This window comes from Leifsonia sp. L25 (assembly GCF_050632895.1).
Map to the genome: position 1 here is coordinate 571,075 of NZ_JBODRZ010000004.1, position 22,001 is coordinate 593,075.

General features: G+C 72.5%; 23 protein-coding genes and 6 pseudogenes. 13 read left to right on the forward strand and 16 right to left on the reverse strand.

Going from position 1 to position 22,001, the window contains the following annotated elements:
• Window positions 1-36 precede the first annotated feature (36 nt).
• Window positions 37-648, reverse strand: coding sequence for a hypothetical protein (locus tag ACRAWC_RS24050; RefSeq protein WP_431349841.1), 612 nt, complete (start codon window positions 646-648; stop codon window positions 37-39).
• 190 nt (window positions 649-838) lie between these two features.
• Between ACRAWC_RS24050 and ACRAWC_RS24055 the strand changes: the two are divergent.
• From ACRAWC_RS24055 to ACRAWC_RS24080, 6 genes and pseudogenes are all read left to right on the forward strand, one after another.
• Window positions 839-1,030 (forward strand): annotated as a pseudogene (locus ACRAWC_RS24055) (response regulator); the annotation flags it as partial.
• A 112-nt stretch (window positions 1,031-1,142) separates the two neighbouring features.
• Window positions 1,143-1,445 (forward strand): hypothetical protein, encoded by a 303-nt coding sequence (locus ACRAWC_RS24060; RefSeq protein WP_431350019.1) that lies wholly within the window; start codon window positions 1,143-1,145, stop codon window positions 1,443-1,445.
• Between the two features lie 2 nt (window positions 1,446-1,447).
• Window positions 1,448-2,179 carry a hypothetical protein gene (locus ACRAWC_RS24065; protein WP_431350020.1) on the forward strand — a complete coding sequence of 244 codons (732 nt, stop codon included), beginning with the start codon at window positions 1,448-1,450 and terminating at the stop codon, window positions 2,177-2,179.
• Window positions 2,176-2,802: a hypothetical protein gene (locus tag ACRAWC_RS24070; RefSeq protein ID WP_431349842.1), complete on the forward strand. Its 627-nt coding sequence runs from the start codon at window positions 2,176-2,178 to the stop codon at window positions 2,800-2,802. Before ACRAWC_RS24065 ends, ACRAWC_RS24070 begins: the two co-directional genes overlap by 4 nt.
• Entirely contained in the window at window positions 2,790-3,125 is a 336-nt protein-coding gene (locus ACRAWC_RS24075) for a hypothetical protein (protein WP_431349843.1), read from the forward strand. The genes ACRAWC_RS24070 and ACRAWC_RS24075 overlap by 13 nt, the downstream gene beginning before the upstream one ends.
• Before the next feature lie 292 nt (window positions 3,126-3,417).
• Complete coding sequence (locus ACRAWC_RS24080) at window positions 3,418-4,449, forward strand: hypothetical protein (RefSeq protein ID WP_431349844.1); 1,032 nt, start codon at window positions 3,418-3,420, stop codon at window positions 4,447-4,449.
• Between the two features lie 3 nt (window positions 4,450-4,452).
• Here ACRAWC_RS24080 and ACRAWC_RS24085 read toward each other — a convergent pair whose 3' ends face one another.
• From ACRAWC_RS24085 to ACRAWC_RS24100, 4 genes and pseudogenes are all read right to left on the reverse strand, one after another.
• Window positions 4,453-5,109 (reverse strand): NUDIX domain-containing protein, encoded by a 657-nt coding sequence (locus ACRAWC_RS24085; protein ID WP_431219647.1) that lies wholly within the window; start codon window positions 5,107-5,109, stop codon window positions 4,453-4,455.
• A 9-nt stretch (window positions 5,110-5,118) separates the two neighbouring features.
• Window positions 5,119-6,155 (reverse strand): annotated as a pseudogene (locus ACRAWC_RS24090) (YihY/virulence factor BrkB family protein).
• 34 nt (window positions 6,156-6,189) lie between these two features.
• Window positions 6,190-6,468 carry a hypothetical protein gene (locus ACRAWC_RS24095; RefSeq protein WP_431246188.1) on the reverse strand — a complete coding sequence of 93 codons (279 nt, stop codon included), beginning with the start codon at window positions 6,466-6,468 and terminating at the stop codon, window positions 6,190-6,192.
• Window positions 6,465-6,809, reverse strand: coding sequence for a phage holin family protein (locus ACRAWC_RS24100; protein WP_431349845.1), 345 nt, complete (start codon window positions 6,807-6,809; stop codon window positions 6,465-6,467). Before ACRAWC_RS24100 ends, ACRAWC_RS24095 begins: the two co-directional genes overlap by 4 nt.
• 169 nt (window positions 6,810-6,978) lie before the next feature.
• On the opposite strand from ACRAWC_RS24100, the gene ACRAWC_RS24105 reads away from it, so the two are divergent.
• Genes ACRAWC_RS24105 through crcB form a run of 3 tightly spaced genes read left to right on the forward strand, consistent with a single transcriptional unit; the run spans window position 6,979 to window position 8,323 of the window.
• Window positions 6,979-7,506 (forward strand): universal stress protein, encoded by a 528-nt coding sequence (locus tag ACRAWC_RS24105; protein ID WP_431219651.1) that lies wholly within the window; start codon window positions 6,979-6,981, stop codon window positions 7,504-7,506.
• Window positions 7,503-7,949 carry a fluoride efflux transporter FluC gene (locus ACRAWC_RS24110; protein ID WP_431246189.1) on the forward strand — a complete coding sequence of 149 codons (447 nt, stop codon included), beginning with the start codon at window positions 7,503-7,505 and terminating at the stop codon, window positions 7,947-7,949. Before ACRAWC_RS24105 ends, ACRAWC_RS24110 begins: the two co-directional genes overlap by 4 nt.
• Window positions 7,946-8,323 (forward strand): fluoride efflux transporter CrcB, encoded by a 378-nt coding sequence (crcB, locus tag ACRAWC_RS24115; RefSeq protein WP_431246190.1) that lies wholly within the window; start codon window positions 7,946-7,948, stop codon window positions 8,321-8,323. Before ACRAWC_RS24110 ends, crcB begins: the two co-directional genes overlap by 4 nt.
• A gap of 10 nt (window positions 8,324-8,333) precedes the next feature.
• Here crcB and ACRAWC_RS24120 read toward each other — a convergent pair whose 3' ends face one another.
• Window positions 8,334-8,696 carry a nuclear transport factor 2 family protein gene (locus tag ACRAWC_RS24120; RefSeq protein ID WP_431219654.1) on the reverse strand — a complete coding sequence of 121 codons (363 nt, stop codon included), beginning with the start codon at window positions 8,694-8,696 and terminating at the stop codon, window positions 8,334-8,336.
• A gap of 46 nt (window positions 8,697-8,742) precedes the next feature.
• Here ACRAWC_RS24120 and ACRAWC_RS24125 point away from each other — a divergent pair, with 46 nt between their 5' ends.
• Window positions 8,743-9,243, forward strand: coding sequence for a hypothetical protein (locus ACRAWC_RS24125; RefSeq protein WP_431246191.1), 501 nt, complete (start codon window positions 8,743-8,745; stop codon window positions 9,241-9,243).
• A 29-nt stretch (window positions 9,244-9,272) separates the two neighbouring features.
• On the opposite strand, the gene ACRAWC_RS24130 is transcribed toward ACRAWC_RS24125, so the two are convergent.
• A complete protein-coding gene (locus ACRAWC_RS24130; protein ID WP_431349846.1) occupies window positions 9,273-9,707 on the reverse strand; it encodes a MarR family winged helix-turn-helix transcriptional regulator in 435 nt (144 codons plus the stop codon).
• Between the two features lie 113 nt (window positions 9,708-9,820).
• Between ACRAWC_RS24130 and ACRAWC_RS24135 the strand changes: the two are divergent.
• The 3 genes and pseudogenes from ACRAWC_RS24135 (at window position 9,821) to ACRAWC_RS24145 (ending at window position 13,656) form a co-directional block, all read left to right on the forward strand.
• Window positions 9,821-11,026, forward strand: a pseudogene (locus tag ACRAWC_RS24135) (MFS transporter).
• Window positions 11,027-11,074: 48 nt separating this feature from the next.
• Window positions 11,075-12,031, forward strand: coding sequence for a hypothetical protein (locus ACRAWC_RS24140; RefSeq protein WP_431246192.1), 957 nt, complete (start codon window positions 11,075-11,077; stop codon window positions 12,029-12,031).
• Between the two features lie 89 nt (window positions 12,032-12,120).
• Entirely contained in the window at window positions 12,121-13,656 is a 1,536-nt protein-coding gene (locus ACRAWC_RS24145) for a chaplin family protein (protein WP_431246193.1), read from the forward strand.
• A gap of 111 nt (window positions 13,657-13,767) precedes the next feature.
• Here the strand turns inward: ACRAWC_RS24145 and ACRAWC_RS24150 are convergent, their stop codons facing one another.
• The 9 genes and pseudogenes from ACRAWC_RS24150 to ptsP form a co-directional block, all read right to left on the reverse strand.
• Window positions 13,768-13,938, reverse strand: a complete 171-nt coding sequence (locus ACRAWC_RS24150) for a hypothetical protein (protein ID WP_431349847.1) — start codon at window positions 13,936-13,938, stop codon at window positions 13,768-13,770.
• Window positions 13,901-14,098 carry a hypothetical protein gene (locus ACRAWC_RS24155; protein ID WP_431349848.1) on the reverse strand — a complete coding sequence of 66 codons (198 nt, stop codon included), beginning with the start codon at window positions 14,096-14,098 and terminating at the stop codon, window positions 13,901-13,903. The genes ACRAWC_RS24150 and ACRAWC_RS24155 overlap by 38 nt, the downstream gene beginning before the upstream one ends.
• 107 nt (window positions 14,099-14,205) lie before the next feature.
• The gene (locus ACRAWC_RS24160) at window positions 14,206-15,285 is read right to left on the reverse strand and encodes an NAD(P)/FAD-dependent oxidoreductase (protein WP_431349849.1); all 1,080 of its coding nucleotides are present in this window, start codon (window positions 15,283-15,285) and stop codon (window positions 14,206-14,208) included.
• Window positions 15,282-15,808 (reverse strand): annotated as a pseudogene (locus ACRAWC_RS24165) (isoprenylcysteine carboxyl methyltransferase family protein). Before ACRAWC_RS24165 ends, ACRAWC_RS24160 begins: the two are co-directional and overlap by 4 nt.
• A 13-nt stretch (window positions 15,809-15,821) precedes the next feature.
• Window positions 15,822-16,937, reverse strand: a complete 1,116-nt coding sequence (locus ACRAWC_RS24170; RefSeq protein ID WP_431246197.1) for a type III polyketide synthase — start codon at window positions 16,935-16,937, stop codon at window positions 15,822-15,824.
• Between the two features lie 143 nt (window positions 16,938-17,080).
• Window positions 17,081-18,253: a mannitol-1-phosphate 5-dehydrogenase gene (locus ACRAWC_RS24175; protein ID WP_431246198.1), complete on the reverse strand. Its 1,173-nt coding sequence runs from the start codon at window positions 18,251-18,253 to the stop codon at window positions 17,081-17,083.
• Window positions 18,250-18,687, reverse strand: coding sequence for a PTS sugar transporter subunit IIA (locus ACRAWC_RS24180; protein ID WP_431219663.1), 438 nt, complete (start codon window positions 18,685-18,687; stop codon window positions 18,250-18,252). The genes ACRAWC_RS24175 and ACRAWC_RS24180 overlap by 4 nt, the downstream gene beginning before the upstream one ends.
• Window positions 18,684-20,296: pseudogene (locus ACRAWC_RS24185) on the reverse strand (PTS mannitol transporter subunit IICB). Before ACRAWC_RS24185 ends, ACRAWC_RS24180 begins: the two are co-directional and overlap by 4 nt.
• Window positions 20,293-22,001, reverse strand: a pseudogene (gene ptsP / locus ACRAWC_RS24190) (phosphoenolpyruvate--protein phosphotransferase). Before ptsP ends, ACRAWC_RS24185 begins: the two co-directional pseudogenes overlap by 4 nt.

Here is a 22,001-nt window from a genome sequence, read left to right on the forward strand (position 1 = left end):
CGACCCTGCGGCGACGACCCGGGTTCCGGGCGGCCGTCAGAGCGCGCAGGCGAACGCCGGCGGCCCGCGATGGCGGAGCCGGGCGAGGGGGAGGCCGAGGTCGCGCAGGCGCACCGGCTCGGCAGTGGCCGGAGTGCCGACGCATGCGCGCACGAGCACGGGAATGACGACGAGGCGATCCGCAGCGCGGGCGACGCGAACCCGAGCGGTGTCGAACAGCCCCCAGAACGCCTGCTCGCCGAAGCGCAGCGCGATGACGGTCACCAGGACCGCGGTGGTGTGGGTGAGCCACATCGACGGGCTCAGCTCCGAGCCGTGCGTGGCGGGCATCGCACCGCCCGTCATGACGAGGTGGGCGCCCGCGTGCAGGTGCGTCATCCCGCCTGGTCCTGTGAAGTGTGCGGCACTCGCTCCGGCGCCCAAGGAGAAGAGCGCGTGGAAGAGGAACTGGCTCAGCGCGACTGCGGCGGTCAGCCGCCACAGCGACAGCCGTCGCGCGGTGAGGGCGACGGATCCGAGGGTGGCGAAGGCCATGCTGAGCGCGAGGGCGACCGGCCCGGGGCCGAGCCTCCTCCGGCGACGTGGAACAGCGCGGCGACGAAGATGGCCGCGCTCGAGGCGAGCGCCCCGCGCGTCAGGCGAGCCCACCTCGATCCCATGCGCATCCTCCGTGTCGTCGGGGTCTTCGGAGCCAGTCTACGGATCGGATGCGCGGCGCCCCGGCGGGGCCCGCAACGGGGCCGCCTGCCCGACCGTGGGAGAGGCAACAGCGCGTTATCCTGTGCGGGTGGCGGACACGTGGCGGCGCAGGGTGCTGGTGGTCGAAGACCACGCCCTGATGCGCTCGCTCGTGGCGGACGCCTTCGGCCGGCGCGGCTTCGACGTGACACCGGCCGCCTCCACCGCCGAGGCGCTCGCGCTGGCGGAGAGCGCCGACCCGGACCTGCTCGTGACGGACATCGACCTGGGGCAGCGGCCCAACGGCGTCGAGCTCGCGACCATCCTGCGGGCGCGGGCTCCGCACGTCGCGGTCATGTTCCTCAGCAACCTCTCCCGCGAGGCGGCCGCGGCGCAGGCGCGCAGCGTCGTCGCCGGCGCCTCCTTCGTCAACAAGTCGGCCGTGGAGTCGGTCCGAGGAGCTGGTGGATGCCGCGGAGGCGGTCCTCGCCGACCGCCCGGTGTCGCGGGAGTCCGCCGGAACCGACGCTCGCTCCCGCCTCCTCGCCCTCACCGCGGGCCAACTCGAGACCACGCGGCTGCTCGCGGCGGGGCTCACCAACGCCGAGATCGCCCGGCAGCGGAACGTCACCGTGCGGGCGGTCGAGAAGAGCGTCGAGCAGGTGTTCGCGGCGCTGGGCCTCGCGGGCGGCGAGCGGACGACCCCGCGCGTCGCCGCCGCCACCCTCTACACCGCGACGTTCGGCGATCCGGCGACAGGCCTCTGAGCGTGGCGACGACACTGCGCCGCTCCGTCGCGCGCGCCTTCGGCCCCTTCGCGATCACCTGGTGGACCTGGCTCGTCACCCTCCCCTTCGCGCTGACGGTCATGTCGGGCGTGCAGTACGTGCACGGCGGCCCGGCGGAGGTGCTCGCCGTCGCGGGACTGCAGCACGCGATCCTCGGCGGTCTGCTGCTCCTCGGGGCCGGCGTCCTGCGCCGCGTCGGGGGCCACGCGCGTCCCGTCGCCGTGATCGCGGTCTTCGCCCTGATCGGGGCCGCGCGCCCGGTGCTGTTCCTCGAAGCAGGTGGGTTGCTCGGCATTCCGGTCGTGACAGGCGACCTGGCCGGGCGGATGACGATCAGCGTGGTCGTGGTCACGGTCATGTTCGCGCTCGTCGCTGCCGGCGTGGATCTGGTGCACGAGCATCGCGGAGTGTTCCGCCGGCTGAGAGCGGCGCAGAGCGCCGCGGACCGCGACGGGGACTGGGCGTCGGAACGCCTCGCCCGGCTGCGCAACACCGCGGTGGACGAGGTGATGACGGCCCTCGAGGATGCAGCAGAGACCGCCTCCGCTCACCGGATGGACCCCGCCGAGGCGGCAAGGCTGCTCCGTCGGCTGGCGGAGGACGTGGTCCGCCCCGCGAGCCACCGGGTGTACGACGACGAGGTCGGCGCGGGGACGCCCGAGCCGGAGCCGCCGCGCTTCGGCGAGTGGCCGGCATCCTTCTCGCGGGCATGAGAGCCGCGCCTCCCGTCTCGACGGTGCTGCTGTTCACCGGCCTGGTGCTGCCGTTCGCCCTCATCCTCGTCGGCCCCGTCAGCATCCTCCCCCTGGCGGTCGGCCTGATCGTGCTGGTCGGCGCGGGGGTGGGGATCAGCGCGCTGCCGCTCCCGAAGCCGGTCGTGCCGCGCGTGCTGGTGCTGGTGCTCCTCCAGGCGGCCGTCGGTGTGCTCCTGGCGGCGGTCTGCGCCCTCGGACTGCTTCTCGCAGGCGGTGATCCCTCCTGGGCATGGTTCCAGGCGATCACCTACCCCGTGGTCGCGCTCGCCGTCGCGTTCGTGGTCTCCCTCTCCATCCGGGTGCGGCAGGACCAGGCCGAGCTGGAGTCGGCCCTCCAGGCGAACATCGCCGCCACGGCACGCGTCCGCTCCGAGTACGAGCGTGAGCGCGCCGCCCTCGCCCGGCTGCTGCATGCCGGGGTGCAGTCGGAGCTCATCGCGGGCGCCCTGAGCCTCACCGCTTCGCCCGGCAACGGACCGGTGACGGCCGCCCAGCGCATCGCCGAGGTGGTCGGGCGTGCAGGGAGGCGCTTCGCCGGGGAAACCAGGAGCCGCACGCGGCGGACGAGGTGCGCGCGCTGATCGACAGCTGGTCGTCGGCGATCGATCTGCGAGCCCGCATCGGCGACGCCGTCTGGGAGCGGCTCGGCGACCCGCAGCGCGCGTCCGCCGTCGTGGACACGCTGTCGGAGGGCCTCGCGAACGCGGTGCGGCACGGCGACGGGTCGGCGGTCGAGGTGGAACTGCGGCCGACCGGCGCCGACGGCGTGGAGCTGCTGATCCAGTCGGGCGGAGCCCTCGGCGCGACGCGGCCCGGTATCGGGCTGAGACAACTCGCAGAGCGTGGCACGGTGGCTCTGAGGGAGGCCGCCGGGCGTGTCGAACTCGCCGTCGTCATCCCCTGACCGGTCGCTGGGAACCCCGTCGTATCAGCCGTACCACCGGGCTTCAGCCGGGCCCGCGCGCCCTAGATTCCAGGGGACGGACAGTGTTGACGTCCCGGTCCCGGGTGGGGGCCCCCGCGTGACCCGAACGTGCGGGATGAGCCCCCTGCCGGGATCTATTCGTCTGTATTGATGGAACATCCAGCCGAAATCCGATAGAAAAGATCGGTACGCTTTCGCGCCCGCCCCAGGCGCTGCCCTCGACCGTCTCGTCCAGGAAGTACCCAGCAGCTTGCAGCAGTCCACTCCCCCCGTGCGGTCTCGCCGCGCTCTCCGGGCACCCGTCGTGGTGGATGTGGACCAGCAGACGCAGATCTCGGACGACCCGGTCAGCGCGTTCACCACGCCGGAGGAGCTGACCGCGACGCAGGCCTTCCTGAGCCGCCGGGCCGCCCTCGAGGCGGAGCGCAGCCGGCCGCGCAAGCGCGAGCGCATCGTCGTCAAGCCCACCCGCGCCGAGCGGAGCCCGAAGGCCCCCCGTGCCGCGCGGGCGCCGCGTCCGGCACGAATCGAGCGCCCGGCTCGACCGCCTCGCGCTCACGCCGAGCGCCGGCGCCTGGGTGTCCACGCGGTCGTCATGCTGGCGCTCGCCGCCTTCTTCGGCACCGCCGCCCTCCCCGCCTACGCGACCACGGGCGAGGGTTCGACCGTCGGCGCGGCCCGCACCGCCCTCGCGGTGCAGACGCTCACCGGCGGCGGCGTCACCCAGGTGGTCGCGCGTGACGGCCTCGACATCCAGGAGAGCCCGCAGGCGCTCGACTCGACCACGAACTCCACCGTGTCGCCGACGGTTCAGGCGCTCGCCGTGCAGATCATGGGGGCCGTGGCCTCCGGTCGTCTCGTCGGCTCGACGCCGAACCACATCCCCGAGATCGCCGACCTCGCCGAGGGTCGCGCCGTTCCGGGCTGCGGGGTCGACTACCGCGTGCTGCAGGCCATCTCGGTCGCCCTCGACAACTTCAACCAGGTGGGCGTCAGCGACATCAACCGGCGCTGCACCGGCCAGATCGAGGGCGCGGGAACCGACTCCGCGCACTACGCCGACGGCGGCGGCCACGCGGTCGACTTCTATCTGCTGAACGGCTCGCCGCTCACCGGTGGCGACGCCAAGTCGGTCGAGCTGATCAAGATCCTCGACCCGCTCGTGCCGGACGGCACGGGCCTCGGCCAGGTCGGCTGCCGCTCGTCGATGAGCCTGTCCAACTTCAAGCCGTTCGACGACACGTGCAACCACCTGCACATCGACTTCCTGCGGTCGTCCGGCCCGGCCCTCCGCTACGGCTGAGCCTCAACCGAAGAGGGTGAGCGCCGCCCACTGTACGAGGATGACCGTCTTGCCGTCCGCGATGCGGCCGTCGGCCACCCACTGCAGCGCCTCGTCGTAGGGCACGACGACCGGCTCGATCTCCTCGCCCTCCTCTTCCAGCCCGCCCCCGCCGGCGATCTCGCCCGGGAGGTACGGCGCCGCGTAGAAGTGCACGCGTTCGGTGACCGACCCGGGGCTCATGTACAGGTCGAACAGGTGCGTCAGCTCGCCGATCCGCACACCGAGCTCCTCGGCGGCCTCGCGGCGGATGGCCTCCTCCGGCCCGTCGCCGTCCAGCAGGCCACCGGCGGACTCGACCAGCATCCCGTCGGGGTGCCCGTTCACGTAGGCGGGGAACCGGAACTGCCGTGAGAGCAGCAGCGTGCGACCGACGGGGTCGTAGAGCAGCACGGTGGCTCCGTTGCCGCGGTCGTACGTCTCGCGGGCCTGCGTCGTCCAGACGCCGTCGCGGCCGCGGTAGTCGTATGTGGTACGGCGCAGCACGTGCCAGCCGTCCGAGGTGACCTCGACCTCGCGGATGCGCACGTCCGCGTTGCCGGTCAGGTCTCGTCCGGTGAGGTGAAGGCCGCTCCGGCCCCGGCTGTCGGGGATGTCGTGGCCGGGACGCGGATCGCTCATGCGACGAGCCTAGCGAGCCGCCTTCTGAGCCTGACCGGGCTGGGCTCGCCCCGGGCCGTAGCGCCGACGGATCTCGCGCGCCGCCAGGATGTCACCGGCGTGCACCTCGCGCCGCTTGACCAGGGCCTTGTCCGACTTGAGCGGCAGCCGCAGCACGTCGTCGGCCTCGATCCCGGCCACGAGCTCGCGGGCGCGCTCCGTCTCGGAGTCGAGCTCGGCGCCGAACAGCAGCGCGTTGTTCGCGATCCAGATCCACAGCAGGAAGACGATGATGCCGGCGAGCGTGCCGTACGTCTTGTCGTAGTTGCCGAAGTTGCCGACGTAGAACGCGAACCCGGCCGACGCGATGCCCAGCACGACGATCGCCGCGATCGAGCCGGGGTGAGCCAGCGGAACCGCGTGTGCTTGACGTTCGGGGTGGATGCGTAGAGCACCGCCACGAGCAGGACGATGACGATGACCACGACCGGCCAGCGGAGGACGTTCCACGCCGCGACGAACGCCTCGCTCAGGCCGATGAACCCGCCGAGGAACTCGAGGACCGGACCGGAGACCACGAGCAGCAGCGCCAGCAGCGAGACACCGACGAGGGCCAGGAGCGTCACCCCGAGCTGCACCGGGCGCAGGGCGATGAACGTGCGCCCCTCCTGCACCCCGTACACGCGGTTGAGGGCGCGGCCGAAGGCGCCGACGTAGCCGGAGGCCGACCACACGGCGCCGACGATGCCGATCGCGAGCGCCCACCCGGTGGCCGGTGACGACGCGAGGCTCTCGATCGGGCCCTTCAGCACATCGGTCATTCCGGGGGCGAGGTCGTTGACCATCCCGAACAGCGCGTCGATGCCCGCCTGGCTCTGGCCGACGATGCCGAGGAGGCTCACCAGCGCGAGCAGCGCCGGGAACAGCGACAGCACGCCGAAGTACGTGAGCCCGGCGGCGAGGTCGGTCGCCTGATCGGTGGAGTAGCTGCGCATGGTGCGCTTGAGGATGAAGCCCCACGGCAGGCGGTACCAGGGGAGGCTGTTGTGGTCCTCGATCCGCCGCATCGCCTTCGCGCGGTCGCTGCCCACCCCGCCCCGGTCAGTGGGCACGCCCGCGCCTCCGCACCAGCAGGGTGGCGATCCCGGCGGCCCCGGCGGCCACGACCAGGAAGAGCCCGGTGAAGAAGGCGGGATGCGACCGGATCTGCACGCGGATGTTGAAGGTCGCGAAGAGGTCGTCGAGCGTGCTCGCAAGTTCTTCGCGCGTCACTTCGAGGTCGAGCTTGAGGGAGTTGATGCCCGCGCCCTTGGGGAGCGGCGGGCGGCCTGCGGGGCGCTCGCCCTCGCGGCTCACCGAGGGGACGGTCTCCGAGGTCACGGCTGTTCTCCCTTCAGGGCCTGCACGTCGGCGCGCATCTCGCTGCCGAGATCGTCCGGAACGGGCGGCAGGCCCTTCTTGAGGCTGCGCATCCCGATGAGGCCGAGCACGACCGCGATGACGATGAGGATGACGCCGACGATGATCGCGGACAGCCAGGCGGGCAGGATGAGCGCGAAGCCCAGCACCGCCGCCGTGATCAGCACCGCGAACGCGAAGAAGAGGAACAGCAACGCGCCGATGAGCAGGCCGGCGCCGATACCGGCGGCCTTCGCCTTCGCGGCCATCTCGGCCTTGAAGAGGGCCAGTTCGGTCGAGACGAGGCGGCGCAGCTGGGCCACGAGGTCGCGGGTCAGCTCCGGCAGCGGACGGAGCCCGCGGGTGGTGCGGCGGCGCTCCGGGGCAGCGGTGGCGTGTCGGCCATCGGTTCGGGCTCCTCTCAGACGCTGTAACGCCGAACGTACCCCACGGCCACGCGCGAGTGAACCCGTGATGGTGCACACTAGGGGCATGAAGGGCAACGAGCTCGCGGGGCGGGGCGGCATCCTCGCGGCCGTGGTCCCCGGCCAGCCGGTCGCGGTGCTGGAGCAGGCCGCACGTCTGGCGGACGACCTGGACGTCCCGCTCGTGTGCGCGAACGTCGACCCCGACCGCTACGTCGTGTCGAACTACGTCGACGGAACGGTGGTCGCGCTGCCGTACGACCCGGACCTGCCGGAAACCGAGGAGGAGCGGTTCGACCCCGACCTGGAGGCGCACATCCGCACCGTGCTCGACGGCCGCGGCATCCCGTATTCGCTTCAGCAGCTCGCGGGCGACCCCGCCTGGTCGCTCGCCCGGCTGGCCGACGAACTGGACGCCCGCTACATCGTGGTCGGGACGCGCGAGGCCGGGCTGCGCGGCAGCCTGCGCGAGTTCTTCAACGGCTCCGTCGCGATCCACCTGGCGCACCGCCAGCACCGTCCTGTGATCGTCGTTCCGCTCAACCCCGTCCCGGGAGCCCAGCGCTTCCCGTGGGAAGACCCGCCGGCCCAGTGACGCCGGACCGTCACGGAGCGCCGCTGCATCTTCGGCCGCGCTCGCTCCTGTTCGTCTTCCTCGGCGGCGCCCTCGGCACGGCCGTCCGGTATCTGCTCACCCTCGCCGTCCCTCCGGTCGGCGGGGTTCCGCTGATCACGCTGCTCATCAACGTCACCGGCGCGTTCATCCTCGGCTGGCTGTTGCAGACGCTGGCCCAGCAGGGACCGGACGAGGGCGCGCGTCGCGACGTGCGCCTGTTCGCGGGCACCGGAATCCTCGGCGGCTATACGACGTACAGCTCGCTCGCGGTCGACACGGACGGCCTCATCGCCGCGCAGAGCGTCGGGCTCAGCGTCCTCTACGCCACCGCCACGATCGTCATCGGCGCCGCCGCGTCGGTCGCCGGGATCGCGCTGGCATCGGGTATCGCGCGCCGCCGCGCGGATCGGGATCGCGGATGACGGGGTTGCTCGTGCTGGCCGTCGCGGCGGCCGGCGGCGTCGGCGCGGTCGCGCGGCTCGTCGTCGACGGAGCTCTGCGGGCGTGGCTGCGGGTCGGCTTCCCGATCGGGACGACGATCATCAACGTCACGGGATCGTTCCTGCTGGGGCTCGTGACCGGGCTCGCGCTCGCGCACGGCCTGCCGCCCGAGTGGCGTGCGGTGCTCGGCACCGGGTTCCTCGGCGGGTACACCACCTTCAGCACCGCCAGCTACGAGACCGTGCGTCTTGCGCAGCAGCGGCGCTACCGGGCCGCCCTGGTGAACGGCGTGGGGATGCTGGCGCTGGCGCTCGCCGCTGCCGGCCTCGGGCTATGGCTGGGCCAGCTGGCCTGACCCCGCTCGGTCAGCCCAGGTCGGCTTCCTGCTCCATCCACCACTCGGTGAACTCCTCGGCGCGGCCATCCTCCGCCAGGCGGACGATCCACAGGTTGCTGTAGATGGGGCCGTCGTCGTAGTCGGTGACGCCCTCGACGAAGTACACCGGACCGTCCTGGCCGAGCAGCCGCCACTCGAAGGTCGTGGTGCCCGGGTCGTCCTGCGCCTCGAGCCAGCCCTCGACGATCTCCGCGTGCCCGTCCCAGGGCTCGGCGAACGGTTCGGTGCGGTAGCTCGCGTCCTCGGTGAACAGGGCTCTGATGTCGTCGGACTCGTTGCTCTCCCATGCGCGCCGGTACAGCTCGATCCAGTTGGTGATCGCGTCCGCCATGCCCCCGTTATACGCCCTGGCCGCGACGCGCCGCTACGCTGGCGGCATGCTGGAGCCGTTCGCTTCGTGGTCCGAGTTCAATGTGGCGGTCGCCGGGGCCGGCGCGGCGCTCGGCGGCCTCCTGATCGTCGCCCTGTCGGTCAACATCCGGATGATCGCCGAGTCGCGGGGACTGGCCGCACGCGCCAGCGCCTCCATCGCGTCGCTCATCCTCGGCGTGGCCCTGTGCTGTGCGGCGCTCATCCCCGGCCAGGTGCCGGTCGGATACGGCGTCCAGGTGCTGGTGGGAACGGCGCTCTGCGGCGTCGTCGTGGTGCGGTCGGCGCTCGCCGTGCAGCGGGATGCGGTGCAGACCGGGTTCCGGAGGTGGACGGCCGAACGCGTCGCGCTGTTCTCCGTCCCGCCCGCGGCCTATGCGATCGGGGGAGTGCTCCTGGTTGCGGGCGCCGAGACGGGCGGGCTCGTGTTCGTGGCGGTGGGTACCATCCTGGCCATCATCACGACCGTGCTGTTCTCATGGGTGGCGCTGGTCGAAGTGCTGCGCTGACCAGCGCGCCGCTCAGGCGGGCTGGGCGGTCAGCTGGGGAGCGCATCCACCAGCGGGCTCAGCTCGGGGATCGCCTTGGCGCCGTCGAGCGCCCGGGTGAGTGCGGCGTCGTGCACCGGGCGCGCGGTGTCGAGCAGCCGGTGACCGGACGCGGTCAGCTCGGTGTAGATCCCGCGGCGGTCGTCGGCGCAGAGGATGCGCGTCAGCAGGCCGCGCTCCTCCAGGCGGTTCACGAGCCGGGTCGTGGCGCTGGGGCTCAGGGCGCTCGCCCGGGCGAGCTGCTGCATCCTCATGTGCCAGCCGTCCTGCCGGGCCAGCGCGTCCAGCACGGTGTATTCGACGACGGAGAGTTGCACGTCGCGCGTGAGGTCGCGCTCGAGCTCCGCCTCGATGTAGCCGTGCAGGGCGGCGAGCGTGCGCCAGCCGTGCGCGCGCACCTCGACCGCGTCGTCGGCGATGCCCATGACGTCTCCCTTGCATTATGTAGTTGCACGTGCAACTATTTACAGCGCGTCTGCAACTAACAGGGTAGCGCACCCTGCCCCACCAGCACCGTCGTATCCAGAAGGAGACACCCATGCCCGCTGGCCTGATCGCCCTCGCCCTCGGAGGATTCGGCATCGGCCTGACGGAGTTCGTCATCGCCGGGCTGCTGCCCGAGGTCGCCGCCGACTTCCACGTCGACGAGGCGACCGCCGGCTGGCTGATCTCCGGATACGCGCTCGCGGTCGTCGTCGGCGCGCTCGGGCTGACTGCGGCGGCGACGCGGATCCCCGCAAGGCGGCGCTGCTCGGCCTCATGGTGCTGTTCATCGTCGGCAACCTGATGTCGGCGATCGCGCCCGACTACGGCGTGATGCTCGCCGGCCGCGTGGTGGCGGCCCTCTGCCACGGCGCCTTCTTCGGCATCGGCTCGGTCGTCGCCGCCGGCCTCGTGGCGGCTGAGAAGCAGGCGCGTGCGATCGCGATCATGTTCACCGGGCTGACCGCCGCGAACGTGCTCGGGGTGCCCTTCGGCACCCTGCTCGGGCAGGCGTTCGGCTGGCGCTCGACCTTCTGGGCCATCACGGCGATCGGCGTGGTCGCGCTCGTCGGCGTCGCCGTGCTGGTTCCCGCCGGGGCGGGCGCGCGGTCGGCCTCCGGACTGCGCGGGGAGTTGTCCGCGTTCCGGTCCGGGCAGGTGTGGCTGTCGCTGGCCGCCACGGTTCTCGGCTTCGGCGGGATGTTCGGCGCCTTCACGTACATCGCCTACACGCTCACCGGCGTCTCGGGCTTCCCCCTCGGCCGCGGTGCCCTGGCTCCTCATCCTGTTCGGCCTCGGGCTCTTCGCCGGCAACTGGGTGGGCGGACGCCTCGCCGACCGCTCCGTCGACGGCACCCTGCTGTGGCTGCTCGGTGCGCTCGCCGTGGTGCTCGTGGCGTTCGCCCTCGTCGCCGGCATGCCGGTCCCGGCCGTCGTCGCGCTCGTGCTGATGGGCGCGTTCGGGTTCGCGACCGTGCCCGCGCTCCAGCTGCGCGTGCTGTCGTACGCCTCGCATGCGCCGACCCTCGCCTCGGGAGCGAACATCGCCGCGTTCAACCTCGGCAACGCGCTCGGCGCGTGGCTGGGCGGCCTCACGATCGCCGCCGGCTTCGGGTACGCCTCGCCGCTGTGGGTGGGCGCCGCCATGACCGTCGGGGCGCTGATCGTCGTGGGCGTCGCCGCGGGCGCCGCCCGCCGCACCCGTTCGGCCCGCGAACGTGCCGCGACCGACCCGCGGAATTCCGCCCTTCCTGTTCCGTAGACCGCGGCGTACACTCGCCGACGTCTCGAACGGTCAGGGGGTGATCGTATGCCGGAGGTGGCTCAGGAGCTGCACCGCCGCTTCATCACCCCTGCGCGCGTGCTGGTCGGCTCGCTGATCGCCGGCGCCGGACTGACCGTCCTCGGATTCCTCGCCGGCGGGCCCTCCGCCTCGGCGGCCGAGCCCGCACCGCCGCCCGGACCCGTGAGCGCGCTCCTGTCGAGCGCCGCCTCCGGCGTCGGCGAAGCGGTGGGCGCGGTGACCCACGCGGTCGCCCCGGCCCTCCCGGCCCCGGTTCACGAGGTGGTCTCGGCGGTCGTGGCGCCCGTCGCAGACACGGTCGACGAGGTCGCCGATCAGTCGCCCGTCTCGGCCGTCGTCGACCCGGTGGTCTCCACCGTGGACGAGGTCGTGGCAGTGGTCCCCGTCGTCGGAGACGTGCTCCCGCCCGCACCGGTCTCGTCGGTGACGCAGCCGGTGACCGGCGCGGTCGACCAGGCGGTGTCGGATGCGGTGGGCGCGGTCGACACGGCCGTCTCGCCCGTGACGTCGCCGGTCGAGTCGGCACCGCCGACCTCCGGGCAGCCGGGTTCCCCGGCGGATCCGGCCGTTCCGGCACCGACTGCCGCTCTCCAGCCGCGGGCCGAGGATGCCGTGCTTCCGTCCGTGTCGGCGGCGCTGTCCCACCCCTTCGTGAGCGTCGCTCGCTCCCTCTCCGCCGCCGCCCTGACGTCTGTATCCGCCGGAGCCCTGGGCGGAGCTCCGCTCGCTCCGGCCGGTGGCGGCGAGCCCGGTGACGGTCTGCCGGGCGGCAGCCTGCCCGGCGGCGGCTCCGCCGGTTCCGCGGGCGGCGCAGGCGGCCCGGGCGGAGCTGTGCCCGGATCCGCGGCCACAGCGGACGACTTCCTCCTCCCCGTCTCCGTTCGGAGCGGGCTCAGCGCCGCGGCCGCGGACGATCACGTCCCCGCCGGCCCCGTCGCCGACCACGACATCAGCCCCGACTGAGTGGGTCGCGGCTGCCCTGAGGCAGCACGCGACATTCGCCCGGCACATCCGTGCCCGGGCTGAGACCCACTCATTCGAAAGGCTCCACCATGAACAAGTTCGTATCCAGGGGGATGTGGTTCACCCTCTGCGTCGGCGGCCTCTGGCTCGCCGGAACGGCCGCGGCGAACGCGGCCGAGACCTCGGGCACCGACGGTGTCGCGAGCGGCGACCAGGCGGTCGTCGGCGTCACCGTCCCGGTCTCCATCGCGGGCAACGGCATCTCGGTGATCGGCGACTCGTCGAGCACCGACTCCTCGGCGGCCGCTCCCACGCCGTCGGCTCCGAGCGCGACGGTGTCGCCCGATTCGGTCAGCGGGGTGCTGACCGGCGACCAGGCGGTGGTCGACGTCAGCGTGCCGGTGGATGTGTCCGGGAACGCGGTCAGCGTCGTCGGGGACTCCGCGACGGCCGACTCCACCGCCGCCGCCCCGGCGGCGGACTCTGGCTCCGGCGCGAGCGCCACGTCCTCCGGCGCGGATGGCGTCGCCTCGGGCATCCAGGCCCCGGTCGCGGTCGACGTCCCGGTCACGGCGGGCGGCAACGCGATTTCGGTGATCGGCGACTCGACCTCGTCGGGCTCCTCCGCGAGCACCACCTCCGGCGGCTCCGGTTCGACGGCCACCTCGACCGGCACGGCGACGGACGGCGGCCTGCTGTCCGGCATCCAGGCACCCGTCTCGGCGGCCGTTCCGGTGACCGCGGGCGGCAACGCCGTGTCGGTGGTGGGCGACTCGTCGTCGACCGGTTCGACGACGGCCGCTCCGGCGGCCGGCGGCAGCACCGCCACGAGCGGTGCAGGCTCGGACGGTGGCATCCCCTCGGGCGTCCAGGCCCCTGTGGATGCGGCTCTTCCGGTGACGGTAGGCGGCAACGCGATCTCGGGGCTCGGTGACTCGACCACGTCGGGTTCGACGACGACCGCTCCGGCGGCCGGCAGCGGCAGCACCGCGACCAGCGGCTCGGGTTCGGGCGACGGCATCCTCTCGGGCGTCCAGGCCCCTGTGGATGCGGCTCTTCCGGTGACGGTGGGCGGCAACGCGATCTCGGGTGTGGGTGACTCGACCACCTCGGGGACGACCACCAACGCCCCGGCGACCGGTGGCGCGACCGGCGGCTCCACGACCGGCGGCGACTCGACGGGCGGCATCGACCTTCCGATCGGAGTGCAGCTCCCCGTGACCGTGGGCGGCAACGGTATCAGCCTCGTGGGCGACAGCGCGGCGGTCGACGTGACCATGCCGACGACCCCGGGTACGCCGACGACCCCGTCGACGCCGGCCGACCCCGCGACGCCGACCGATCCCGCGACGCCGACCACCCCGGCGACCCCGATCGCCGGCGGTCCGGATGTGGGCGCCGGCGCGTTCCCCGACGGCGGAACCACGACCGTCGCCGCGAGCGGCGCGTCGGCTCTGGCCGCCGGCTCGGGCTCGTGGGGCTCCGCGGCGACCGGCACCTCGGCGCTCGCCTCGACCGGCTCCGACGAGCTGGGCATCGGCGGCCTGGGCGCGCTGCTGGCGCTGCTCGGAGTGATGCTCGCCTTCGCCGCGGGCAACCGGGGGCACCGCCACCACACCCGCTGAGCGCATCCCTTCGGTGCTGACCTCCCGGCACGCCGGCAACCCCAGCCGCCGGCGTGCCGGGATCTCGCGCGCACGCACGCGTGCGGCGCCGACGCGCGCCCGTGCCCGCGCCTAGAAGCCGATCGGGCGCCCGGGCGTCAGCGGCTCGTCGTTGCCGACGAACGCCTCGCCACCGTTGTACGCGAGCTCGCGACGCTCGACCTCGGCGAGCAGCGCCTTGTTGAGCATCTCGGACCAGCTGCTGTCACGCTCGTCGAACGACGTCTCGACGGTAGGCCGCACGCGCTCGGTTGCGCATGGCGTCGGTCAGGTAGAAGGTCACGGTCGTGCGCTTCTTCACCGGGTTCGCCTTCGCGACGTCGGCGCTGGGAGCGACCCGGAGTTCGGCGGCGTGCTGCGCGGCAGGCGCGTCGTCGGAGGGGCCGGATGCTGATCGGTCCATGTCTCACCTTTCCGCATATCCGATGTCGATGCTCGATTTCAGATACTAATCTGTCCACCCCCGTTCCGGCCACCCTTCGCGCGCGCTAAGCATGCTTTTATGCCTGGTTATGCAGGCATTCCGACGGGCGCAGAGCCGGAATCGATCAGCGCGAGAGGCGCTCGACGATGGAGCCGAACAGCTCTGGACGGTGCGCCGCGGTCGGCACGATGCGGGGCCGGAAGCGCGACCGGGACGCCGACCACCAGGGCCGTGGTGAGCAGCCGGAAGTCGCGCGTCGTCGCGCGCCAGGCGCGCTCGTACTGCTCGGTGCTGCCCGCGCGCACCGCCGCGATCGCCGCGCGGGCCTGCGCGAAGCCGACGCGCATCCCTTCGCCGGTGAGGGCGTCCACGTAGCCGGAGGCGTCCCCCGCGAGCAGCACCCGCCCGGACGACCGCGCCCGCGCCCGCTGCAAAAGCGGACCCGCGCCGCGGGGCTCGGAGACGGTCGCGACACCGTCGAGGCGCCCGGCGAGCTCCGGGATGCCCGCGATCACCGCATCCACGTCGAGGGGCCGCGCACCCAGCACGGCGACGCCGACGGTGTGATCGTCGACTGGCGTCACGTAGGCCTCCGCGCCGTCCGACCAGTGCACCTCCACGAGAGACGTCCAGGGCTCGATCGCGAAATGCTTCCGCAGCCCGAACCGCCTCCGGTCGCCCGGCTGCCCGCGGCCCTCGAGCCCGACCATCCGACGCACCGGCGAGTGCAGGCCGTCGGCGGCGACGACCCACGGCGCGTCGATCGACTGGCCGTCGTTCAGCGTCAGCGTCACGCCGTCCATGCGCCGCTCGACGCCCGTGACCTTCGCCTGGATGCGTTCCGTGCCCAGCTCGGCGGCGCGCTCCGCCAGCGCCTGGTGCAGCACGGTGCGCCGAACCCCGCGACCCGGCCGGTCGGAGAACCGGTGCTCCACGCGGGCGGAGGCGTCCAGATAGGCGACCCCGTCCAGGCGGCGGCCGGGCGGATCGACGCCGATGCGGTGGAGTGCGGCCAGCGCACCGGGCATCAGGCCCTCGCCGCACGCCTTGTCGATCGGCCCGACGCGCGGCTCGACGAGCACCACGTCCATCCCGTCGATGCGCGCCTCGATCGCACAGGCCAGGCCGATCGGGCCCCCGCCCACGACGACGACCTGCGGACTCATGCGCGGGCGGTGGCCGGGAGGACGGAGGCGAGGGCGCGGTTCTCGCAGCGGATGCGCACGACGAGCAGCCACGCGTTCAGCACGGTGAACGCGAGGGCGGTCACCCAGGCGGTGTGCACCAGGGGAAGGGCGAAGCCCTCGACCACGACGGCGACGTAGTTCGGGTGCGTGAACCAGCGGTACGGGCCGCGGGTCACGAGCGGGAGGTCGCGCACGACGATGACCCGGGTGTTCCACCGCGGGCCCAGTGTGGCGATGCACCACCAGCGGAGTGCCTGACTGGCGAGCACCAGCACGAGCATCGGCCAGCCCAGCCACGGGATGAACGGACGTCCCGCGAACCAGACCTCCGCCAGGCAGGCGAGCAGGAGCCCGGTGTGCAGGGCGACCATGGCGGGAAGTGCCCGCGCCCGAACTCGACGCCGCCGCGGGCGAAGGACCACCGGGCGTTGCGGGTCGAGACGATGAGCTCCGCGATGCGCTCGCCGCCGGTCGCGAGCACGAGGAGGGTGTACCAGATCACGCCGCCGCCCGGCTCACTCTGCCAGCGCCGGGGCCGGCACGATGGCCGGCGCGGCTCGCTTCTCGCCGTCCGCCCAGCGCAGCAGCACCAGCTCGCTGGTGACCCCCGGGCCGAGCGCGAACAGCAGGCCGATCGTGCCGGCGGGATGCGCATCCAACTGTTCGGCCAGCACGTGCAGCACGGCGGCGGAGGACAGGTTGCCCACGTTGGCGAGCGAGCGCCAGCTCGCGTCCAGCGCGCCCTCGGGCAGGTCCAGCGCCTCGGAGAACGCCTCCAGCACCTTCGGGCCGCCCGGATGCGCGGCCCACGCGCCCACGTCGTCCACCTCGAGTCCGTGCGCGGCCAGGATGCCGCGTGCGTCGCCGGCGAAGTTCCGCTCGATCACCTCGGGCACGCCCGCGCTCAGAACGATGCGGAAGCCAGTGCCGCCGATGTCCCAGCCGATCACGTCGGCCGTGTCGGGATAGATGTGGCTGCGCGAGTCGACGACCTCCGGCCCGGCGAGGCCGAGCTCCTCCGCCCGCGCGTCGCCGACCATGACGACCGCGGCTGCGCCGTCGCCGAAGAGGCCGCTCGCCACGATGTTGGCCATGGAGTCGTCCCGCGCCTGAACCGTCAGCGAGCAGAGCTCGACCGACAGCAGCACGGCGACCTCGCCGGGATGCCCGGCCAGGTAGTCGTTGACACGGGCGATCCCCGCGGCGCCGGCGACGCATCCCAGCCCGAAGCTCGGCAGCCGCTTCACGTCGGGCCGGAGGCCCAGGCGCGAGACCAGCTGCGCGTCGATCGACGGCGCCGCGATGCCCGTGACGGAGGTGAAGAGGAGGAAGTCGACGTCCTCCGGCGTGAGGCCGGCGGAGCTGAGCGCGGCGGTCAGCGCGCGCTCGGCGAGCGAGGTGCCCTCGGCGATGAAGTAGTCGTTCGACTCCTGGAACGAGGCCAGCGAGCTGTAGCGCTCCAGCGGCATCACCAGGCTGCGGGTCTGGACCCCGGACGAGGCATGGATGCGGCGCATCACCTGCTGGCGTGCGGGATCGGACGTGATCATCGCGAGCAGCGCAGCGGTGATCTCCCCTTGGCTGTAGCTACGGGCGGGGAGCACCGGGGCCACCGACACGATTCGGCTCACAAGCGAAACGTACCACCGGGTTCCGCCGGCGACACCGGGGGTCGGCGGATACCCAGCGGGCACGCAACTTGGGCCCGCTGGCGCAGGAGAAACGCTCCGGATCGGGGAATCCGGAGCGCTCCTCCTGCGCCCGCGGGCGAGGGTCAGAGCGACGCGTCGACCCGGTCGCGCTGCGCGGCGGCGACGACCGCCACCAGCGGCGCGTGCAGGGGCTCGGCGGCCTCGACGCCCATGACCTCGGTCACGATCGCGGCCGCGTCCGCCTCGTCGAGCAGCCGCAGCAGCTCGACGCTCTGCGTGTCCTCCGGCACGTCGAAGCGGAGGGCGGCCCCGACGGCCGCGACGAGCGCCTCGGGGATGCCGCCCACGTACTGGGCGTAGTCGGACGCGGGGCCGATGAAGCGGTCGTCGCGCCCGAGCTTGCGGAGCGGCTCCCGGCCGACGCGGGTGACCTCGTCGACCAGGTAGGGGTTGGTGAACCGGCCCAGGATCTTGGCACGGTACGCGGCGAGCTCCTCCGCGGGCAGACCATGCTTGGCGCTGAGCGCCGCCGACGTCTCGCGCAGGGCCGCCTCGGCCGCTTCACGCACCTCCGGGATGGCGATCGCCTCGGCGATCGTCGTCGCCCCCTGCAGGAACCCCGTGTAGGCGACGGTCGCGTGGCCCGTGTTCACCGTGAAGAGCTTGCGCTCGATGTACGGGCCGAGGGAGTCGACGAAGTCCGCCCCCGGGATGGCCGGCTCGTGCCCGGCGAACGGCGAACGGTCGACGACCCACTCGTAGAACGTCTCCACGGTGACGTCGATGCCGGCGTCGGCCGCCTGCGCGGGCACGATGCGGTCGACGGCCGTGTTGGCGAAGACGGCCTTCGCGGCCAGCTCGTCGCGGGTGTCGTCGTCCGGCAGGCCGTCCATCAGCTCCGCCGCCAGCAGGTCGGAGGCGCCGATCGCGTTCTCGCACGCCATCACGGCGAGGCGCGGCGCGTCCTCGGCGCGGGCGGCGAGCCCGCGGGCGATCACCGGCGCGACGAAGCGGAGGATGCGCGGGCCGACCGCGGTCGTGACGACGTCCGCCGTCGCGATCTCGGCGACCAGCGCATCCTCCTCGGTCGCACTGTTGATCGCGCGGAAGCCGGTGACGGTCTTGGTCGCCGAGTCCTCGCCGACCAGGTGCACGTCGTACGAGTCGGCGGCGGCGAGGGCGTCGATCAGCTCGGCGTTCACGTCTGCGAACACGACCTCGTACCCGGCTTCGTGGAGCAGGAGCCCCACGAAGCCGCGTCCGATGTTGCCCGCGCCGAAGTGGACGGCCTTCACTCGTTCACATTCCCCAACAGCGCGTAGAGCGCATCCGCATCCGGAGCGTCCAGCAGCTTCTGCACGTCGTCCTCCTCCGAGAAGAGGATGGCGATCTTGGACAGGATCTCGAGGTGCTCGTTGTTCTGCCCGGCGATGCCGACGACGAACCGCACCTCCTCGCCGCCCCAGTCGAGCGGCGAGGAGTAGCGGATGAAGGAGAGCGCGGACCGCTTGATCTCGTCCTTGGACTCGTTCGTGCCGTGCGGGATGGCGAGGCCGTTCCCCATGAAGGTGGAGACGGTGTTCTCTCGGTCCTGCATCGAGTCGACGTACCCGGGGTCGACGGCGCCCGCTGCGACGAGCAGGCCACCCGCCTCCCGGATCGCGTCCTCCCGGGTGGTCGCGGAACCCGCGGCCACCACGTTCGCCCGGTCGAGAATCGTGTCGGTCATTTGGCTGCGTTCTCGGTTTCCTTCTGCTGGCTGGCGACGAGGTCGACGACCTCGTCGTACTTGGGGCTGTTCATGAAGTTGTCGACGGACACGTGGAGCGAGTTCGGCGACTGCCCCTTCGCGCGGTCGGTCAGCTCGCGCTGCGTGATGACCAGGTCGGCGGTGCCGTCGAGGTTGCTGATGGCCTGGTTGGTCACCGTCACGCCTTCGACGCCGGCCTTCTTGATCTTGTTGCGCAGCACGGATGCGCCCATCGCGCTCGAGCCCATCCCAGCGTCGCACGCGAACACGATGTTCTGCACCAGTCGCTTGGTGGCGTCGCCCTGGGCGTCTCCGGTGTCGTGCTCGCCCTCCTGGACCAGGCCTTCGAGGACCGAGGACTGCTTGCCCTTGTTGGCCTCGGTCGCGGCGACGGCGGCGGAGAGGTCGCCCGCGTTGCCCGCGGCGAGGTCGCGCTTGCGGCTGGCCCGCAGGATGATCGACGCCACGATGAACGACACGGCCGCGGCGAGGACCACGGAGAGCGTCACGCCGACGAAGCTGTCGGCCGGAGTCTGCAGCAGCACGGCGATGATCGACCCCGGTGAGGCGGGGGCGCGGAGACCCGAGCCGAACGTGACGTTGGTCGCGATGCCGGTCATGCCGCCGAGGATGGCCGCGATGATGATGGTCGGCTTCATGAGCACGTACGGGAAGTAGATCTCGTGGATGCCGCCGACGAACTGGATGAGCGCGGCGCCCGGAGCGCTTGCCCGGGCGATGCCGAGGCCGAAGATCGAGTAGGCGATCAGGATGCCGAAACCGGGGCCGGGGTTGGCCTCCAGCAGGAACAGGATCGACTTGCCGGTCTGCTGCGCCTGCTCGACGCCGAGCGGGGTCAGGACGCCGTGGTTGATGGCGTTGTTGAGGAACAGCACCTTGCCCGGCTCGATGAGGATGCTCGCGAAGGGCAGCAGGTGCGCCGAGACCAGCCAGTTGACCGCGCCGCCGAGCACCGAGCTCAGCCACTCGACGAGGGGGCGATCCCGAAGAAGGCGCCGATCGAGAGCAGCATGCCGACGATGCCGGCGGAGAAGTTGTTGACGAGCATCTCGAAGCCGGCCTTGATCTTGCCGTCCCAGAGCGCATCCACCTTCTTCATGATCCAGGCGCTCAGCGGGCCGAGGATCATGGCGCCGATGAACATCGGGATGGTGGAGCCGACGATGACGCCCATGGTGGCGATGCTGCCGACCACGCCGCCGCGGACGCCGTAGACCATGCGGCCGCCGGTGTTCGCGATGAGCAGGGGCAGCAAGTAGGTGATCATCGGGCCGACGAGTCCGACGTACTGCGAGAAGGTGTGGCCGCTCGGGTCCTGCGCGAGCACGGTGGCCGCACCCGACCAGCCGATCTTCGCCTGGTCGCCGAAGCCGCCGAGGATGGGGCTGATCGCCCATCCCGTGTTCTGCAGCCAGCCGGTCGCGATGAAGAGGGCCGTGATGAACCCCCAGGCGATGAACGCCGGGATGTTCGGCATGACCATGTTGGAGAGGAAGGTGCCGAAGCGCTGCACGTGCACACGTGCGCTGCTCGGCTTCTTCGGCGTCGTCGCTGTCGCCGTCGTCATTCTGGTGCCTCGTTTCTGTTCTGAGGGGGAGGGAGGTGATTCGTTCGGCGGCCTGCTTGACCGCCTCCCGGGCTTCGGCCGCGCCATCGGCGGCCAGAGCGGTCTCGGCCAGGGTTCGGGCCTGGTCGAGGGTGTAGCGCTTGAGGGAGAGCCGCACGTCGGCGAGGGCCGCGGGCGACATCGAGAGGGTGGTGGCTCCGAGACCGACGAGCACCACGGCGAGCAGGGGGTCCGCCGCCGCCTCGCCGCAGATCCCGACCGGCTTGCCCTGCGCGGATCCGGCGGCGCCGACCTCGCCGATCAGGCGGAGGACGGCCGGATGCCACGGATCCTGGAAGCCGGCGACCGAGCCGAGCAGGCGGTCGGCCGCGAGGGTGTACTGCGTGAGGTCGTTGGTGCCGATGGAGGCGAAGTCGGCCACCTGGAGCACACGGTCGGCGAGCAGCGCGGCCGAGGGCACCTCGACCATGACGCCGACCGTCTTGAGGCCGTACTCGCGGCCGAGCTCGGTGAAATAGCGCGTCTCCTCGACGGTGGCCACCATCGGCGCCATGACCCAGAGGTCGGCGTCGGTCTGGGCGTCCGCCTCGGCGAGGGCGGTCAGCTGCTCGCGGAGGATGTCCTCGTTGGCGCGCAGCGAGCGAAGGCCGCGCAGGCCGAGCGCCGGGTTGTCCTCGTGGGCGTCGTTCAGGAACTCGAGGGGCTTGTCCGCGCCCGCGTCCAGCACGCGCACGACGACCTTCTTGCCGCCGCCGAATGCGCTCAGGAGCTTCACGTACTGCTCGCGCTGCTGCTCGACGGTGGGCGCCATCCGCGCATCCAGGAACAGGAACTCGGTGCGGAACAGCCCGACGCCCTCGGCGCCGGCCGCGACAGCGCCCGCGGCGCCTTCGGCGGATCCGAGGTTGGCGAGCAGCGGGATGGCCGTGCCGTCCGCCAGAGCACCGGGCTCGACGCCGCCCGCGAGGGCCGCGGCGCGCTCGTCGATGCGGCGCTGGGCGCCGGCCCGCTGGTCATCGGTGGGCGAGACGGTGACCGTGCCGGCCGCCGCATCCACGATGACCTCATCGCCGTCGGCCAGACCGTCGGCGCCCGCGGCGCCCACGATCGCGACGATCGACTTCTCGCGGGCGAGGATGGCGGTGTGCGAGGTCGGTCCGCCCTCCTTCGTCACCAGCCCCAGGACCTTGGTCAGGTCGAGCAGGGCCGTGTCGGCGGGCGCCAGGTCGTGCGCGACCAGCACGTACGGCGTCTCCGAGTGCGGGACCCCGGGGGCCGGCTTGCCCTCGAGGGCGGCCACGACGCGCTGCGACACGTCGTCGAGGTCGCCGGCGCGCTCGCCCATGTAGCCGCCGAGGTCCTTCAACATGTCGCGGAGGACGGCGAAGCCCTCGAACACGGCGCGCTCGGCGGTCTTGCCGCCGTCGATGCGCGAGGCGACGTCGTCGGCGAGGGTCGAGTCCTCCGCCATCATCGACTGGGCCTCCAGCACGTCGGCGGCGGTGCCGGAGACGGTGGATGCGCGCTCGCGCAGGTCGGCGGCGACAGCGGCCACCGCCTCCTGGACCCGCGTCTTCTCCTCGTCGGGCGTGCGCGTGCTCGGCTGGTCGGCCGGCTCGGGGAGCGGGGCCGACATGCGCAGCACGCGCCCGATGGCGATGCCCTGGCCGATGCCGGCGCCCGTGAGAGTGGATGATCCGGTCAT

What these genes read in the sequence shown, in the direction of transcription:
- crcB (WP_431246190.1), top strand. Translation starts at nt 7,946, where the DNA reads ATGACGGGGTTGCTCGTGCTGGCCGTCGCGGCGGCCGGCGGCGTCGGC.
- ACRAWC_RS24155 (WP_431349848.1), bottom strand. Translation starts at nt 14,098, where the DNA reads ATGGACCGATCAGCATCCGGCCCCTCCGACGACGCGCCTGCCGCGCAG.
- ACRAWC_RS24145 (WP_431246193.1), top strand. Translation starts at nt 12,121, where the DNA reads ATGAACAAGTTCGTATCCAGGGGGATGTGGTTCACCCTCTGCGTCGGC.
- ACRAWC_RS24120 (WP_431219654.1), bottom strand. Translation starts at nt 8,696, where the DNA reads ATGGCGGACGCGATCACCAACTGGATCGAGCTGTACCGGCGCGCATGG.
- ACRAWC_RS24160 (WP_431349849.1), bottom strand. Translation starts at nt 15,285, where the DNA reads ATGAGTCCGCAGGTCGTCGTCGTGGGCGGGGGCCCGATCGGCCTGGCC.
- ACRAWC_RS24180 (WP_431219663.1), bottom strand. Translation starts at nt 18,687, where the DNA reads ATGACCGACACGATTCTCGACCGGGCGAACGTGGTGGCCGCGGGTTCC.
- ACRAWC_RS24085 (WP_431219647.1), bottom strand. Translation starts at nt 5,109, where the DNA reads ATGAGCGATCCGCGTCCCGGCCACGACATCCCCGACAGCCGGGGCCGG.
- ACRAWC_RS24140 (WP_431246192.1), top strand. Translation starts at nt 11,075, where the DNA reads ATGCCGGAGGTGGCTCAGGAGCTGCACCGCCGCTTCATCACCCCTGCG.
- ACRAWC_RS24125 (WP_431246191.1), top strand. Translation starts at nt 8,743, where the DNA reads ATGCTGGAGCCGTTCGCTTCGTGGTCCGAGTTCAATGTGGCGGTCGCC.
- ACRAWC_RS24105 (WP_431219651.1), top strand. Translation starts at nt 6,979, where the DNA reads ATGAAGGGCAACGAGCTCGCGGGGCGGGGCGGCATCCTCGCGGCCGTG.
- ACRAWC_RS24130 (WP_431349846.1), bottom strand. Translation starts at nt 9,707, where the DNA reads ATGGGCATCGCCGACGACGCGGTCGAGGTGCGCGCGCACGGCTGGCGC.
- ACRAWC_RS24070 (WP_431349842.1), top strand. Translation starts at nt 2,176, where the DNA reads ATGAGAGCCGCGCCTCCCGTCTCGACGGTGCTGCTGTTCACCGGCCTG.